Origin of the sequence: Amycolatopsis rhizosphaerae (assembly GCF_007713715.1) — a bacterium.
GTDB lineage: Bacteria > Actinomycetota > Actinomycetes > Mycobacteriales > Pseudonocardiaceae > Amycolatopsis_E > Amycolatopsis_E rhizosphaerae.
In genome coordinates this window covers 1-16,198 of the sequence record NZ_VJWX01000112.1, presented here as the reverse complement: position 1 = coordinate 16,198, position 16,198 = coordinate 1, and the positions used below count along the sequence as shown (strand labels likewise).

Sequence of the window (16,198 nt, the reverse complement as noted above, 5' to 3'; positions counted from 1 at the left end):
ACCCGTAGCAAACGCCCCTTGCTTCGTAAAGCGGGCAGTGACCGTCAGCGACGTCGGAGGGTTCGCTGCACGCTCCGCATCTTCGCGCCCTGGGGGAGCGGGCCCTTCGGCATGGCCGCCCCGCGGTTGCCGAGGGCGGCGAGCCGCGTTTCGAGCGCATCGATCTGGGGGCCCTTGAGGTTGCGTGGCAGCTTCATCAGGTACGACTGCAGGCGACGCAGCGGGACCTGCCCCTCTTCGTTGCCGATGACGATGTCGTAGATGGGCGTGCTGCCCACCAGACGCGCGACACGTTTCTTCTCCTGAGCGAGCAGGTTCTTCACCCGGTGGGGTGCACCCTCCGCCACGAGGATCACGCCCGGAGCGCCGAGCACGCGGTGCACGGCGTCAAGCTGGGTCGTCGCGGCGACCGTCTGTGTCACTCGCCACTGGCCGCGCAGGTTGTCCAACGCCCATCCTGCCGCACCCGGCTGGCCATCGGCCTTCGCAAACACAGTGCGCTGCACCCGGCGCCCGAAAATGATCATTGCGGCCAGCAGGCCGAGCACGATGCCCAGCGGCAGCAGGATCCACTGGAGGTTGAAGAGGAACCCAACCCCGAACACCACGCCGGTGATAACGAGGAAGGAGCCCAGCATCCAGGGGATGAGCGCCTTGTCCTCCCGGCGCTGCACCTTGAACGCTTCGAAAATCTGCCCGCGCCGGGCCTTGCTTGCCGCGCGCCGTTCCTGCTTGGCCTGCTTGGCAGCCTCTTTATCCTGCTTTCCCGCCATTGCACCAGGATACGGGCGGGTGGCCAGCGCAGAATCTGTCGGCCCCCTCTGCGAGGATGCGAACGTGGCTGCCACATCCCCGACCTCCGACCGGCCGAGCCTGCTCGACGGACTCGACCCGGAACAGCGAGCCGCCGCCATCGCGCCGCGCGGACCGGTGTGCGTGCTGGCCGGTGCGGGGACGGGGAAGACACGAACCATCACCCACCGCATCGCGCACCTCATCCGCTCTGGCCATGTCGCCGCTGGTCAGGTGCTTGCGGTGACCTTCACCGCACGGGCCGCGGGTGAGATGCGGACGCGCTTGCGAGCCCTCGGGGTGGAGGGGGCCCAGGCCCTGACGTTCCACGCGGCCGCCCGTCGTCAGTTGCGGTACTTCTGGCCCCGGGTGGTGGGGGATCGGCCCTGGGACCTGCTCGAGGGCAAGCTCCGGCTGGTCGGGCAGGCCGCACACCGGGTCGGGCTCGGCACGGAGCCGGAAATCCTGCGCGATCTGGCGAGCGAGGTCGAATGGGCGAAGGCTTCGCTGGTCACCCCCGAGGACTACCCCGTCGCAGCGGCGCGCGCCCAACGCGATGCGCCCGCTTCCCCGGCCCAGGTCGCCGAGGTATACCGGGCCTACGAGGCGATCAAGAACAACGCCCAGGTCCTCGACTTCGACGATCTCCTGCTGCACACCACGGCCGTGCTGGAGGAACACGGAGAGGTGGCGAGGGAGTTCCGCGACCGTTACCGCTGTTTCGTCGTGGACGAGTACCAGGACGTGACTCCGCTACAGCAGCGTCTTCTCGACGCCTGGCTGGGCGGCCGCGACGATCTGACGGTCGTGGGCGACGTCAACCAGACCATCTACTCGTTCGGTGGTGCCTCGCCGCGCCCTCTGCTCGAGTTCACCCGCCGGTTCCCGGAGGCGACGGTGGTCCGGCTCGAGCGCGACTACCGGTCGACTCCGCAGGTCGTGGCGCTGGCCAACAAGGTGATCGGAGCGGCACGCAATCGCCCGGCAGGCTCCCGGCTCCGCCTGGTCGGGCAGCGTCCGGACGGGCCGGAACCGCGTTTCGCCGAGTTCGACGACGAGCCGGCCGAGGCCACAGGCGTGGCCTCGAGGGTCCGGCAACTGCTCGATGCAGGTGTCGCGGCGAGCGAGATTGCCGTGCTCTACCGCGTGAATGCCCAGTCCGAGACCTACGAGCAGGCTCTCGCGGACGCCGGTGTCCCGTATCTGGTGCGGGGTGGTGAGCGGTTTTTCGATCGGCGTGAAATACGCCAGGCGATGATCTCGCTGCGCACGGCGGCGGCAGATCCTCCACCGACCGAGCTTGTGACAGCAGTGCGTTCCGTACTGGCGCCCGTCGGCCTGACCGAGCAACCACCGGCCGGCGGTGCCGCAAAAGAGCGCTGGGACGGGTTGCTGTCGCTCGTCGAACTCGCCGAGGAGTTGGCGGCGACGGTCAAGGGTGCGGACCTGAGGCGGTACGTCGCCGAACTCGAGCAACGGGCCGCTGCACAGCACCCGCCGACGGTCGAGGGCGTGACGCTCGCCTCGCTCCACGCGGCCAAGGGGCTCGAATGGGATGCCGTCTTCCTCGTCGGGCTCGCCGAAGGCACTCTCCCGATCCAGCATGCCGATGGCGACGACAACGCGATCGAGGAGGAGCGGCGGCTGTTCTACGTGGGAGTGACACGGGCCCGCGAGCATCTGTGGTTGTCGTGGTCGCTGTCCCGGCATCCCGGCGGTCGTCGGCATCGCAGGCGCAGCCGATTCCTCTACGGCTTGTTACCCGAGCAGCATCCCGACGCCAGGGTGCCTCGTGGCCAGCAGATCTCGAAGGCGGCGAAGCCGCGCTGCAGGGTCTGCGGTGGACCGCTACGCGACACGATGGAGATCAAGCTCGGCCGTTGCGATGGCTGCCCGTCCACCCTGGACGAAGAACTGCTGGCACGGCTGAAGAACTGGCGCAGCAGCAGGGCCAGGGAACTCAAGGTGCCCCCGTTCGTGGTGTTCACCGACGCTACACTCCTGGCGATCGCCGAGCAGCAACCTCACGACCGACATGGCTTGGTGTCGATTTCGGGGATCGGGTCGGGCAAGGTCGAGCGGTTCGGAGCCGATGTTCTGGCCGTGATCCGCGGCGAGCGAGGTTGACCGCGTCGAAGCGGTGATTCGTGCGGCGGAACCGCTGCTCAGGGGTGATCTTCGTCGATTTGAAGAGTCTTGTGGAAAATCGGTTGCCCCGGTGTGCTGATGGGCCATAGCCTGCATGCGACGGGTGGACGCAGCCGCCCGACAGGTTTCGACCGTCCTCGACGGCGATGAGCTGTGGACAGCGAGAGGAGGTGCCTGAAGTGAAGACTTTTACGTCGATCGCTAATCATGGCACCGGGCTGTCCTGCGCCCCCGTCATGGGCGCTCCTGTCGGTCTGGGCGCCGGTATGCGCAGCGACGCTGCGCTGTCGGCAGGAGTGATCGTCCGACTTCGTCACGTCACCGAGTGGACCCGTGTGTCCGGCAGTGATGTCCCGGCGATCGCCGATTACACCAAGGCCAAGCAGCCGAAGATCCACGTTCCGCACCCTCTGCTCGAGCGAAGCCCCTGACACGCAGGGAAACAGGCTCACGAAGGCCGCGGAACCGTAAACCGGATCCGCGGCCTTCGTGTTTGTGCAGCACCCTCCACAACAAAACCGTTACTACACAAAGGAGAACGGGAATGTCATCGGCAATCGCCTTCGCGTCAGAGGGGGCGTTACCCGACGAGCTGACCGATTCCCACACGATGGGGGTCGGCGACTTGCTCGACGCCGTGACCTCACCTATCCCCGACCTGCCCTGCCGGTCGGGAGACGCTGACCTGTGGTTCGCGGAATCGCCCGCGGATCTGGAGCGGGCCAAGCACTTCTGCGCCGACTGCCCGATCCGGCAGGCGTGCTTGGCCGGTGCACTCGCCCGCCGGGAGCCGTGGGGCGTCTGGGGTGGCGAAATCTTCGAGCGTGGTGTCGTGGTCGCCCGCAAGCGGCCCAGGGGACGTCCCCGTAAGCACCCGGTCGTTGAGCATCGGAACGTGCGTGAGCAGCGGAGCGCGGCCGCATGAGCTTCGCGTCTTTCACCCGTGAAGAGCCTGCCACGGAGCCAGCCCTCTTCCAGGTCATACCTGTGACGAACAAGGAAACCAGCGAAATGTTGATGTACGAAGAACTGGCGAGAGCCCGAATACGGGACCTGCGCGCGCCAACCGCCGGGCAACGCTCCCGTCCTGGCGCTGTCGTGGGGCTCAGGTGGCAGCGCATGACCCGGTGGACGATGGAGCGTCTGCTTCGCGTCCCCGTCTGACCGTCGGTTGAGTGAAGCAAGGGATGTTTGCTACGGCTCTCGTTCGAAGCAAACATCCCTTGCTTCGGCAGGGGGTGGTGCGGGGGTCGTGTTGAATGGCGGCATGGCTGGACACACGCATGACCACATCGACTGGGCTGAACGGATTCCCGACCTGCGGCAGGCGGACGAGCTGAGCAAGGCCGCGTTCGCGCAGATCGCGGCGCGACTGACGGCGACGCTGCCCGAAAAGGCGACGGTCATCGACGTCGGTTCGGGAACCGGCGGGATGAGCGCCGCGCTTGCCGCGGCGCTTTCCAGCCGGGGAGGTGGCACTCTTCTGCTTGTGGACGCCGTGCCCGAACTGCTCGAAGTCGCAGCGGAGACCGCCGAGCAGGCAGGGGAGAAGCGGGTCGAGGTCAGCACTGTCCGGACAGACCTGGCCCGTGATGACCTGGTCACACTCCTGCCGTCGGCGAACCTGATCTGGGCAGCCTCCGTGGTGCATCACCTGCCCGACCAGCAAGCAGCGGTTACGCGTCTTGCCCAGGTACTGGCACCGGAGGGAACGTTGGCCCTGGCCGAGGGCGGGCTGGAGATCGAAACGCTGCCCTGGGACCTGGGGATCGGAGAGCCCGGCTTCGAACGACGACTCCTGGCGGCGCGCGACGGTTGGTTCCGTGAGATGCGTGGTGGGATCGACGGAGCCGTGTCCATGCCTTACGGCTGGACCACTGCCCTGAGCCGTGCGGGTTTGGCAGCCGTAGGGTCCTTCAGCCGTCTCATCGATCACCCGGCGCCGACCACGGAGGTCGTTCGGGCCTTCGCGCTCAACCGGCTTACGCGGCTGCTCGACCACGTCGGTGACCGGATCGCCGATGACGACCGAAAGGTGGCACACCGGCTGCTCGATCCCTCTGACAGCCAGTATCTCGGCCGCCGCGACGACCTTTACGTGCTGGGCACCCGAACCGTCCATTTCGGACTGCGTAGATGAGCGCGGAGCAGGCGGTCTGCGCTCGTTGTGGTATTCGCCGTCGGGACGAGGGCGATCCATCGGCCGCCCTGGCCTGGGTGTTCGAGCGAGCAAAGGGCGGAGTTCGCTGGTTGTGCGTCCGGTGTGCGAGAGACCACGCACGCGACATCGAAGGCAAGCTACCCGAGGAATACTGGTAGCCCTCGGCACGGCTTCAACTCGTGGCTGTCACCATGCCCATGGCCAACACCTGCGGGCGGGGTCGCTTGGCGGCGGCTGTGAAGGCGCTCACGAGTTCACGGGCGGTGCGCCGGACATCGTCCCGTAGTTGTTCGGGCGGCGTACGCACGATGACCACACCGGTGGCGATGAGTGCGAGATCGTTTCTTTTCTGCACTGGGAACTCGTTGTCGTCCGTGTCGAACTGCCAGCCGAGTCCGACCTCGTCCCACCATGCGTCCACCACACCGACCGGACGCCCCTGCCGGTTGCACACCGTGACCCGCCACAGCGGGGGTGGCAGGGGAAGGTTGTCGAGGACCTGACTGGCTGACCCCCGGAGATGGACGTCAGTCAGCGAACCCAGACCTCGCAGGACCTCGCGCGCGGCTGCGGTCCCTCGTTGGTTGCCTCGAGCGAGTTCGGCGTGGAGTTCGCTTCCGCTGCACAGCCCGTAATAGACCGGCAGCGAGAGCAAACGGCGTAACCGCTCGGGTGAGGATTCGTGCCTGGCCGCGTCGATAGCCGCCCGGGCCGGCGGGGCGAAGGCGATTCCGTCGCGGACGATGGGCTGTGGCAGGCGGGATGTCCGTTCCAGACGGGCGAAGTCCCGCGAACAGACCCGGCGCTGAACCGGCACGAGGACGTGTACCTCGGGGGGCGGTGAGACTCGCGCGCCGTGTGCGTGTAGTGCGTCGAGGGCAGTCACCACCGAGCCGGGCCCCGCGTACCAGGTCGCAGCCAGAAGCTGTTGACGCCGGTTCAGCTGCTCGGTGCCGAGTTGAACGACACCGGGCAGCAGCCGTCGCCACGGACCGCCGGGGCGGCACCGGGACGCGAGAACGCCTGGCGTCACCCCTTCTCGGCGCAGTCCGGCGCAGGTTGCGACCCCGTCCGGAGCGACGACGGCCGCGGCCGCGCGTGTGGCAGAAGTTGAACGTCCCATGGCTCCAGACTGGACCGGCTGCTCAGGGCAGGGAATCCGGATCCGAGAACTGTGGATGGATTACCGGTGTGGATGGCGGGTTCCACGCGAAAATCCCCGAGCTGTGGATAAGCCTCAGTCGTCTTCCTCGGTGAAACCCGGCTGCCACTTCTCCACGATGGCCCGGACCGGGATCTCCGCACCGAGTTGGCACAGGATCCCGGTGGAGCCGGCCGTGACGCGGTGGATCATGAGGTATTCCGGCGGCAGGTTCAGCGAGCGCCCGATCCGGAAGTCCCGCCCGCGGGTGTCTCCGACCCGCATGGCCTGCTGCTGCATCCACTTTCTCGTGAAATGGAACCGCTCGGTAGCCAAGGGCTGGGTGAACGGAGCCAGATAGGCCAACACGTCCTCGGCCTCCAGTTCCGTGCCCGGCCGGACGAAACCGGCTTCTCTCAGGAGCTGCATCAACTCTTCGGACCGCCCGTCGAGGGCAAGCCTCGTCATCTCGCCGAGGTGATGGGGAATGCCGTGGGGCAAGCGGGCCACCGCCCCGAAGTCGATGACCGCGAGACGACCGTCCTCCACCAGAAGGAAGTTGCCTGGGTGCGGGTCGGAATGCAGCAAGCCCACCCGAGCCGGTGAAGAGTAGTGAAACTCCGCCAGCAGCGCACCGACCTCGTTCCGGGTGGCCGTGTCACCCCCCGAAATGATCTTCGAGAGGGGGGTGCCGCTCACCCATTCGGTGACCAGTGCCTTCGGTGCGCTGGCGATCACCTTCGGGATGAGTACGTGCTCGTCGCCCGCGAACGCCTTGGCGAACGCCCGCTGGCTTTCCGCTTCGCCACGGTAGTCGAGCTCCTCGTCCATGCGGGCCGCCAGTTCGGCGAGTAGCGGCTTTACTTCTGTTCCGGGCAGCAGCGCCTGGAAGAGCCTGCTGAACCGCTGCAACTGCCGAAGATCACTGCGCAGCGCCTCATCGGCGCCCGGATACTGCACCTTGACCGCGACCTGCCGCCCGTCATGCCACACCCCGCGGTGAACCTGACCGATGCTGGCGGCTGCCGTCGGTTCGTCGTCGAACTCGCGGAAGCGATCCCGCCAGGACCGGCCGAGCTGCTCGGCGAGTACTCGCTGCGCCTGTTTGCCGGACATGGGCGGGGCGGCAGACTGCAGCCGGGTCAGGGCGTCCCGGTAGGGCGCCGCCATCTCGTCGGGCACCGCCGCTTCGAACACACTGAGGGTCTGACCGAACTTCATCGCGCCGCCCTTGAGCGTGCCCAGCACCTCGAACAACTGCTCGGCCGCCTTCGCGGACAGCGCGGCGTTCACATCCTTCGCGCTTTGGCCCGTCAGCCTGCGCCCCCAGCCGCCCACGGCGCGGCCGGCGATGCCCAGCGGCAGACTGGCCAGCTTCGCCGTCCTCGCGGCGGTTCTACGCGGCAGCGCGGAAGCGTCCCGGTCGTCACGATCCTGGAAGTCGGTCACCCTAGCGATTGTGCCCTCCCGATGATCCGTTGCGCAGCCGTCGGGAGAAGGTAGGCCGTCATTGATGTCTCGTCTGGGCGCCACAGTCGCAGTCGGGATACGGCGGCCACGCTCTGTGTTCGATGGTGCCGTCGAAGGTGTCGATCTCGATGGTGGTGTTCCAGGTCGGGGGCGGTCCGTCCCCTGGGCTCAGCGCCCGCAGTATCTGACCGACAGCCACGCCTGCCGTGGCCTGCACGGTCCCCAGATCGGCCGGTTGACTGCGGCCTGCCAGCTGGCCTGCGACCACGGGCCAGCGGAAGTCTCTCGCCTTGCGGTGCAGATCGGCACAGCCGAGGCATGTGCTGCGGCCCGGATAGACGAGAGGACCGACGATGCCGAGCCCTTCGCGGACCCGTACCGGCAGGTGCGGGACGCCTTCGTGCATGAGGAGGCGGACGAGTTCGGGTGCGGGGACGATGGCGTCCGCCAAAACGGCCAGTTCCGGTTGGCGATCACGGCTCAGCCTGCGGTTCTTGACCGCCCGGTTGACGCGGGTGATGGCGGAGGCCGCGGCGAGCCGCCGCTGCCTGCCGATATCCGATTCCAGGTAGCCGGTGCCCACGTCCTGCACGGCGACGAGCCCCTCCGCCTCGACCTGTACGTGGCCGACGCCGGATGCGGCGAGCAGAGTCGCGATGGCCATGGTCAACCGACCCGTGCCGTACAGCACGACCGCGCTGTGCGCACGCCGGGTGAAGGCATCGTGGACGGGTTGGCGGGCACGTAACGACCAAAGGTCCACTTCGCCCGCCACCCGGCCGTGCCCGGCCGGAGCCCAGGCCTCCTCCACCAGGCCCAGCCTCGTGAGCGTGAGGAGGATTTCCCGCAACTGCTCCCGGTGCTCGCTCCCGGTCAGATCGAGCAGTTCGTCCAGCCGGTGACGGCCGTCGACCAGACGGAGCGCCCGCACCAGATCGGGCGACAGGTCGCTGGCCACCATGGCGTGCCGGGGGTCGAGCCCTATCTGGACTTCACCCGGACGCCGGTCGAAGACGCCGAGGCCCGCCTTCAGCCGGGGGCGCCGTGGGAGCCGGTGGTCATGACGGATTGTCGTCGTTTGGTCACTCATGCATCACAGCTTCGCAAATCCCGCTAACAGTCGGCTAACCGCAAGGCCGAGTTATCCACAGGTGGAATTCCTTGTGGATAACTCGGGTGTTCCGCCTTCGAGGCCTCCCAACTTGTCGGTGCCTGCCCTTAACGTTGACGCGTGGCGAATGCACGGGTGCCCTCCTTGAGGGGCGGGGACAAGACGGAGCCGGCAGGTGCTTCCCAGCAGAAGATCGAAGTCCGGCGCAGCGCGCGCAGGCGGAGCACAGTCACGGCGTACCGGGACGGCGACACGCTCGTCGTGCTCATTCCGGCCGGGATGAGCCGCGCCGAAGAGAAGCATTGGGTGGCGGAGATGGAGCGCAAGCTCCAGCGCACCGAGTCGAGGCGCGCCTCGCCGGCGCGGCAGTCCGACGCGGCCTTGCTGGCACGGTGCGCCCAGCTGTCCGCGCGGTATCTCGACCGGGACACCCTCCCGAGGTCCGTGAGGTGGGTGCCGCCAATGCGCACCCGGTGGGCCTCGTGCACACCGACGGACAGGACGATCCGGGTGAGTGAACGGCTTCGCGACGTCCCGTCGTGGGTCCTCGACTACGTGTTGGTGCACGAACTCGCCCATCTGCGCGTGCACGGCCACGATGCCCGGTTCTGGGAGCTGGTGCGGCGTTACCCGAAGACCGAGCGTGCGATCGGCTACCTGGAGGGGCTGTCGGCGGCCGCGGGCTGGGGGATCAGCGAGCTGGACGAGGAGTGAGCGGAGTAGAGATGAAGCAAGGGATGTTTGCTACCGCCCATCAGTAGCAAACATCCCTTGCTTCGGAAAACGGGGTGGGTCAGGGCTTGGCCTCGCCTGATCCTGAATCTGAATTGTCTTCGGATTCACCTTCGGGCTTCTGCGTGCGCTCGAGTTCGGCGAGCGGATCCACGGTGTCGAGCCCCGCCTGCTCGCTCAGACGGTCGCTGAACTCCAGCGGGTCGTCGAGGTCTTCGGCGGTGGGCATCAGGTCCGGGTGCGACCAGAGTCCGTCGCGCTTCTCGATGCCATGGCGATCGCCCACGAGCTTCCACAGTGCGGAGGCCGCGCGCATGCGGCGGGGCCGCAGTTCCAAGCCCACCAGGGTGGCGAAGGTCTGCTCGGCGGGACCGCCCGTGGCACGTCGGCGGCGCAGGGTTTCCCGAAGCGCGTCGGCGCCCGGCAGCCGATCGCCGACCGCCTCCGCCACCACCACGTCCACCCAGCCTTCGACCAGCGCCAGCAGTGTTTCGAGACGGGTCAGTGCGGCCTGCTGTTCGGGTGTCGTCTTCGGTTCGAGCAGGCCGGACGACATCGCTTCTTCGATGCTCGCCGGGTTGCTCGGGTCGACCTGCCCGGCCAGCTGTTCCAGTGAGGAGGTGTCGACCTTGATCCCGTGCGCAAACTCCTCCACCGTCGCGAGCAGCCGTTGCCGCAGCCACGGCACGTGACTGAACAGCCGCTGATGTGCGGCCTCACGTGCGGCGATGAAGACGAGGACTTCGCTGTTCGGAAGCTCGAGCCCCTCGGTGAACTTCTCGATGTTCGCGGGAAGCAGAGCGGACGTCGCGTCCGGGCCCAATGGCAGGCCCACTTCGGTGGAGGTCAACACCTCGGAGGCGAGCTGCGCGAGCGCGTTGCCGAGCTGGGAACCGAAGGCCATTCCCCCCATCTGGCCCACCATGGACAACAGCGGCCCAGCCGCCTGCTTCGCTTCCGCAGGCAAGGCCTCCACCCACGCACCCGAAACCTGCCGGGCAACCGGGTCGCACAGCCGCTGCCATGTCGGCAACGTCTTCTGCACCCAGTCCCGCGCGGACCAGGCCACCGTCTTGTTCGCGCCCGCGGGCAGAATCGTCGCCCCGTCCAGCCACAGCTCCGCCAGGTGAGCCGCGTCCCGGACAGCGCTGTCGGAATCTCCGCCCGAGGCGAAACCGATCTTGCTCCCCTCGGTCCCGCTCAGCTTCTGTAAGGCGATCTGCTGGGCCAGGTCGTAGTTGACCGGCCCGCTCGAACTGCCCGCCTGGCTGAGCATCTGGCCCAACTGGCTCAGCATCTGGCCGAGCTGGTTGAACGCATCGGCGCCGGACTGGGGGCCACCGCCTTCCGGTTCGTTTTCGCCGCGCTTGTCGGGATCGGGGAGTCCGAAGCCGAACGGGAGATTGCTCATAACACCACCGTACGCGGCTGTCGCCCAGGACACGTCGCCAGCCGTGACCGTTATCCGGGCACGACCAGGGCTGGTGATCGGAACCTTACGTCGGTCACCGTACGCTGTCTCGGGTGAGCGAGTCCCACGAGGAAACCACAGGTGGAGGAGCCGTCCCGGTGAGCGCGGCCGATTCTGGCCCCGACGCGGTCACCCGTGCCAAGCATGCTCGCCGTACGCCTCCCCCGCATGGGCAACAGCGGCTGAGCCGGCGGGGCTGGACCGTGGTGGCAAGTGGTGTTTTCGTGCTCGTGTTCGGGCTGATCGGCGCCTTCGTCCGGGTGCCGTACGTGGCGATCGGCCCCGGCCCCACCTACGACACGCTCGGCAACGTCGACGGCGCTCCGGTCATCCAGATCAACGGGCAGCAGACCTACCCGACGGCCGGGGAACTGCGCATGACCACCGTGTCCCTCAACGACCAGATCAGCCTGTTCGGTGCACTCGGCCTGTGGGCGAGTGGGCGGTACGCGCTCGCCCCCCGCGAGGAGTACTTCAAGCCTGGGGAGAGCGACGAACAGGTCCAGCAGGAGAACGTCAAGGAGTTCCAGGACTCCCAGAGCAACGCCGAGGTCGCGGCGCTGAAGCACCTCGGCTACCCGGTCAAGGTGCTGGTGCAGGAGGTCGTGTCGGGCAGCCCCGCCGACCACTTGCTGTCCGCGGGCGACCGACTGCTCGTGGTCAACGGCAAGTCGATCGCACAGGAAGAAGACGTGCGAGCCGCGCTGGCGGGCACCCGGGCCGGGCAGACGGTTTCCCTCACGTTCCAGCACGGGAACGACGCTCCGCGGACCGGCTCGCTGACCCTTGCCGCGAACCCGGACCCGAAGCAGGAACAAGGCTTCATGGGACTTCAGCCGATCGACCGGGCGGATGTTCCCTTCGACGTGAAGGTGTCGCTGCAGAAGGTCGGCGGTCCTTCCGCCGGTCTGATGTTCGCGCTGGCGATCGTCGACCGGCTCACCCCGGGAGCCATGGTGTCCGGGGAGCACGTCGCGGGAACGGGCGAGATCGATGAGAAGGGCAACGTGGGGGCCATCGGTGGCATTTCGTTCAAGGTGATCGGAGCACGCGAGGCCGGGGCGACGGTGTTCCTCACGCCCGCGACCAACTGCGCGGAGGCGACTGCCGCGGCCCCGTCCGGCCTGAAACTGATCAAGGTGACCAGCCTCGACAGCGCACTCACCGCCCTCGAGGACCTCAAGGCCGGGAAGGCGACCCCTTCCTGCTGACCGGGCCGTGAACTGGAGCAAGGGACGTTTACTACTGCCTCAGCCGTAGTAAACGTCCCTTGCTCGACATCCGAGATGTTCAGGGGGCGAGGGTGGCCCGCAATGCGTCGAGGAGGTTCGGGGCGAGGTCGGGGTTCTCGATGATCTCGTCGACGGGTTCGCCGCCTTCTTCATCCTCATTGGGGCGGCTGTAGCCCCGCAGGCGCATCACGCAGGCGGCGGGGCCGTCTCGCAGCACCGCGGCGACCAGGCGGGCCTCGGTGCGGTCGGGATGGTTCGCGGCGGCCTTGCGCAACCGCTCGATGTCGGTGACCTCCTGGTCCGGCAGTTCGGCTTCGGCGCTCGGCGGGAGGACGATGATCTCCTGGGAGACCGCGCAGCCCGCGACGGCATCCGGCCAGCCGATCCGGCCCAACGCCTCGGCCAGGTCGCCTTCGAGAGCCGCGTCCTGCGCCACCGGGGTCAGCGGGCTCTCCGTGTCCAGTTCGTCCGCAAGGTCGGGTTGCTCGGCGAGCAGGTCCTTGGTGGACACGAGGGCGAACAGCTGTGGTGGCTGGTCCCAGCCGGCCGAGGCGACGAACTCCTCGACCTCGCGGGCGACCGCCGCCACCGGGGAGGCCTGTTTCTCAGGGGATGCCATCACTTAATGGTGTCAGGCGAACGGCCACCCTGGGTGCCCGGTGTCCGATTCGGGCGGCCCCGGGAACCCGGAGCGGCCTCCGTAGAGTTAGGTAACCAGGGGTAGCGTGCGGTTTCAGTGCCCCCGGAAAGATCTCGCGACAACAGGAGCGTGTGACAGTGGCCAACCGGCCCCCTGTGAGCTTGCCGAAGCTGTCTCGCCGCAGCCGGATCCTGCTCATCATCGCCGCCGTGATTGTCCTGGCGCTGCTCCTCGGGGCAAGACTGCTGGACACCTACATCAACTGGCTGTGGTTCGGTGAGGTCGGCGCTCGCCAGGTGTTCAACACCGTCGTGGTGACCCGCATCGTCCTGTTCTTCGCGATCGGGCTGCTCGTGGGGGGCTCGCTCGCACTGAGCCTGTGGATCGCCTACCGCACCCGCCCCGTGTTCGTGCCGTTGTCCGGCGCGGACGAACCGCTGTCCCGCTACCGCTCGGCGGTGGTCGGCCGCATCCGGCTGTTCGGCATCGGGATCCCGCTGGTCGCCGGTCTGATCGCGGGCGCAACCGGGGAGGGCGACTGGCAGCGGGTGCAGTTGTTCCTCCACGGCACCAGCTTCGGCCAGACCGACCCCGAGTTCGGCAACGACATCGGCTTCTACGCCTTCTCGCTGCCGTTCTACGAGTGGCTGCTCGGCTGGCTCTTCGTCGCCACCACGATCGCCTTCATCGGGGGCCTGATCGCGCAGTACCTCTTCGGGGGGATCCGGCTGGCAGGCCGCGGCGGCCAACTCTCCGGACCCGCCCGCGTCCAGCTGGCCGTGACCGCCGGTCTGTTCGTCCTGCTGAAGGCCGTCGAGTACTTCTTCGACCGGTACAACCTGTTGCTGTCCGACCGCGGAGCGCCGCTGTTCAACGGTGCCACCTACACCGATCTCAACGCGGTGCTGCCGGCCAAGCTGATCCTGCTGTGCATCTCGGCGATCTGCGCCGTCGCGTTCTTCGCGGGCGCGTTCCTGCGCAACATCCAACTGCCCGCCATCGCCCTGGTGCTGCTCATCCTGTCCGGCGTGCTGGTCGGCGCGGCCTGGCCCGCGATCCTCGAGCAGTTCTCGGTGAAGCCGAACGCCAACCAGAAGGAAGCGCTTTCGATCAGCCGCAACATGGCGGCCACGAAGGACGCGTTCGGGCTGAACAGCGTGCAGTACATCGACTATTCGGGAGCTGGGCAGGCCACCGCCGCGCAGATCAGCTCCGACACGACGACCGTGCCGAACATCCGCCTGCTCGACCCGAACGTGCTCTCCCCGACCTTCACCCAGCGTGTCGGCCGCGAGAACTTCTACGGTTTCCCGGCCAAACTCGACATCGATCGCTACGAGGTCGGCGGCAAGACGCAGGACTACATCGTCGCCGCGCGGGAGATCAACACCGCGAACCTGACCGGCAACCAGACCAGCTGGATCAACAAGCACATGGTGTACACGCACGGCAACGGCTTCGTCGCCGCGCAGGCCAACACCATCGACCGCGCGGTCAGCAGCGCCAACAGCGACGGCGGCTACCCCATCGCGGCGACCAGTGACACGCAGAACCCGACCGGCGCGGGGCTCGACCCGGCCAACCCCGCGGCACCCGGTATCCCGGTGAGGGAGCCACGGATCTACTACGGAGAGCTGACCAACGATTACGCGATCGTCGGCGGTCAGCCCGGCAAGGCGCCCGGCGAGTACGACAGTGCCGCCAACAGCAACTACCGCTACGACGGTTCCGGCGGCGTCCCGATCGACAACCTGTTCAACCGGCTTGCCTTCGCGGCCAAGTACGGGGAACGCAACATCCTGTTCTCCGCTGCCATCAGCGACGGCTCCAAGATCATGTACAACCGTGATCCGCGGCAGCGGGTCCAGATGGTGGCGCCGTGGCTGACCGTGGACGGCGACCCCTATCCCGCCGTGGTGGGCGGCCGGGTCCAATGGATCGTCGACGGCTACACCACGCTGAACAACTACCCGTACGCGCAGCAGACCGCGCTCGGCCAGGCGACCGAGGACTCGCTTACCGGGGTCGCCCGCCAGGCCAACAGCACGATCAACTACATCCGCAACTCGGTGAAGGCGACCGTGGACGCGTTCACCGGGACGGTCACGCTCTACTCGGTCGACGACAAGGACCCCGTGCTCAAGGCCTGGGAACAGGTCTTCCCCGGCACCGTGACGCCGAGCTCCGCGATCTCGCCCGAGCTGCGGGCGCACTTCCGGTACCCGGAGGATCTGTTCAAGGTGCAGCGTGAGCTGCTCGCCAAGTACCACGTGGGCGACCCGCAGGAGTTCTACACGACCAACACCTTCTGGAACGTCCCCCAGGACCCCACCCAGGAGGGCGGCACGAACCTCGAGGCTTCGGGCCTGGCCAACCAGCCCGGCTACTACGTGCTGGGCCAGGCGCCGGGGGAGGGCAAGACGACGTTCCAGCTCACCAGCCCCCTGACGGCCCTCCAACGGCAGTACCTGGCGGCGTGGATGTCGGTATCGTCCGACCCGGCCGACTACGGCACCATCCGGGTCCTGAAACTGCCCACCGCCGCCGGCGGCAACAGTCAGGTCGACGGGCCCGTCCAGGTCCAGAACAAGTTCCAGAGCGACTCACGGTTCGCCCAGGAACGCACCCTGTTCAGCAACCAGAGCGTCACCGTCATCTTCGGCAACCTGATCACGCTTCCGCTGGACGGAGGGTTCCTCTACGTCGAACCCGTCTACATCCAGCAGCGCAACCAGAACAGCTACCCGCAGCTCGCCAGGGTGCTGGTCTCCTACGGGTCGAAGATCGGCTTCGCCTCGACCCTCGGTGACGCACTGAAGCAGGTCTTCGGCGACGGGGCGAACCAGTCCGCCACCCCGCCGACACAACCCTCCCAGTCCACACCGACCAGCCCGACGACGCCGCCGCCCGGGTCGAACTCCACGGTGCCGCCGGCCGCCGGAGCGAACCCTGCGCTCGACAAGGCGGTCGCCGACATCCAGACGGCGCTCAGCCAGCTGAAGCAGGCCCAGCAGAGCGGCGATTTCGCCGCCCAGGGGCAGGCCCTCGCCGCGCTCGACGCCGCTACCCGCGCCTACGAGGCCGCGAAGAGCAGCGGAGGAACGACCTCCAACACCCCGACGACGACCCAGCCCGGCGGATGATCGATTGTTAGCGGTACCCCGCTCACACCTCGGCGAAACCAGGGCGTAAGCTGGTAGTCACAACGCGGGGTGGAGCAGCTCGGTAGCTCGCTGGGCTCATAACCCAGAGGTCGCAGGTTCAAATCCTGTCCCCGCTACCAGAGAAAGAGGCCCGATC

General features: G+C 67.6%; 13 protein-coding genes and 1 tRNA gene. 8 read left to right on the top strand and 6 right to left on the bottom strand.

Features of this window, described 5'->3' with window-relative positions; all coding sequences use genetic code 11:
- Positions 1-44 precede the first annotated feature (44 nt).
- The gene (locus FNH05_RS13900; RefSeq protein ID WP_144588161.1) at positions 45-773 is read right to left on the bottom strand and encodes a DUF4191 domain-containing protein; all 729 of its coding nucleotides are present in this window, start codon (positions 771-773) and stop codon (positions 45-47) included.
- Positions 774-837: 64 nt separating this feature from the next.
- Here FNH05_RS13900 and FNH05_RS13895 point away from each other — a divergent pair, with 64 nt between their 5' ends.
- The 4 genes from FNH05_RS13895 to FNH05_RS13880 all read left to right on the top strand — a co-directional run bounded on the left by FNH05_RS13895 (position 838) and on the right by FNH05_RS13880 (position 5,080).
- Positions 838-2,919, top strand: a complete 2,082-nt coding sequence (locus FNH05_RS13895; RefSeq protein WP_144588159.1) for an ATP-dependent DNA helicase UvrD2 — start codon at positions 838-840, stop codon at positions 2,917-2,919.
- Between the two features lie 191 nt (positions 2,920-3,110).
- On the top strand, positions 3,111-3,371 hold the full coding sequence (locus FNH05_RS13890) for a hypothetical protein (protein WP_144588157.1): 261 nt from the start codon (positions 3,111-3,113) through the stop codon (positions 3,369-3,371).
- 113 nt (positions 3,372-3,484) lie between these two features.
- The gene (locus FNH05_RS13885; RefSeq protein WP_144588155.1) at positions 3,485-3,865 is read left to right on the top strand and encodes a WhiB family transcriptional regulator; all 381 of its coding nucleotides are present in this window, start codon (positions 3,485-3,487) and stop codon (positions 3,863-3,865) included.
- A gap of 327 nt (positions 3,866-4,192) precedes the next feature.
- A complete protein-coding gene (locus tag FNH05_RS13880; protein WP_342781558.1) occupies positions 4,193-5,080 on the top strand; it encodes a class I SAM-dependent methyltransferase in 888 nt (295 codons plus the stop codon).
- A gap of 193 nt (positions 5,081-5,273) precedes the next feature.
- On the opposite strand, the gene FNH05_RS39250 is transcribed toward FNH05_RS13880, so the two are convergent.
- The 3 genes from FNH05_RS39250 to FNH05_RS13860 all read right to left on the bottom strand — a co-directional run bounded on the left by FNH05_RS39250 (position 5,274) and on the right by FNH05_RS13860 (position 8,802).
- A complete protein-coding gene (locus FNH05_RS39250; protein WP_246127723.1) occupies positions 5,274-5,522 on the bottom strand; it encodes a hypothetical protein in 249 nt (82 codons plus the stop codon).
- Positions 5,523-6,338: 816 nt separating this feature from the next.
- Positions 6,339-7,691: an ABC1 kinase family protein gene (locus FNH05_RS13865; protein ID WP_144588147.1), complete on the bottom strand. Its 1,353-nt coding sequence runs from the start codon at positions 7,689-7,691 to the stop codon at positions 6,339-6,341.
- A gap of 58 nt (positions 7,692-7,749) precedes the next feature.
- Positions 7,750-8,802 carry a TOMM precursor leader peptide-binding protein gene (locus FNH05_RS13860; RefSeq protein ID WP_246127722.1) on the bottom strand — a complete coding sequence of 351 codons (1,053 nt, stop codon included), beginning with the start codon at positions 8,800-8,802 and terminating at the stop codon, positions 7,750-7,752.
- Positions 8,803-8,967: 165 nt separating this feature from the next.
- Here FNH05_RS13860 and FNH05_RS13855 point away from each other — a divergent pair, with 165 nt between their 5' ends.
- The gene (locus tag FNH05_RS13855) at positions 8,968-9,537 is read left to right on the top strand and encodes a M48 metallopeptidase family protein (protein WP_186382533.1); all 570 of its coding nucleotides are present in this window, start codon (positions 8,968-8,970) and stop codon (positions 9,535-9,537) included.
- A gap of 79 nt (positions 9,538-9,616) precedes the next feature.
- On the opposite strand, the gene FNH05_RS13850 is transcribed toward FNH05_RS13855, so the two are convergent.
- Positions 9,617-10,966, bottom strand: coding sequence for a zinc-dependent metalloprotease (locus tag FNH05_RS13850; RefSeq protein WP_144588163.1), 1,350 nt, complete (start codon positions 10,964-10,966; stop codon positions 9,617-9,619).
- Between the two features lie 158 nt (positions 10,967-11,124).
- Between FNH05_RS13850 and FNH05_RS13845 the strand changes: the two genes are divergently transcribed.
- Positions 11,125-12,237, top strand: coding sequence for a YlbL family protein (locus FNH05_RS13845; RefSeq protein ID WP_144588145.1), 1,113 nt, complete (start codon positions 11,125-11,127; stop codon positions 12,235-12,237).
- Positions 12,238-12,316: 79 nt separating this feature from the next.
- On the opposite strand, the gene FNH05_RS13840 is transcribed toward FNH05_RS13845, so the two are convergent.
- Entirely contained in the window at positions 12,317-12,877 is a 561-nt protein-coding gene (locus tag FNH05_RS13840) for a PPA1309 family protein (protein WP_144588143.1), read from the bottom strand.
- 176 nt (positions 12,878-13,053) lie between these two features.
- Between FNH05_RS13840 and FNH05_RS13835 the strand changes: the two genes are divergently transcribed.
- Both FNH05_RS13835 and FNH05_RS13830 read left to right on the top strand, forming a co-directional pair.
- Positions 13,054-16,041, top strand: a complete 2,988-nt coding sequence (locus FNH05_RS13835; protein WP_186382531.1) for a UPF0182 family protein — start codon at positions 13,054-13,056, stop codon at positions 16,039-16,041.
- Positions 16,042-16,104: 63 nt separating this feature from the next.
- Positions 16,105-16,181: transfer RNA gene (locus FNH05_RS13830), tRNA-Met, on the top strand.
- Positions 16,182-16,198 lie beyond the last annotated feature (17 nt).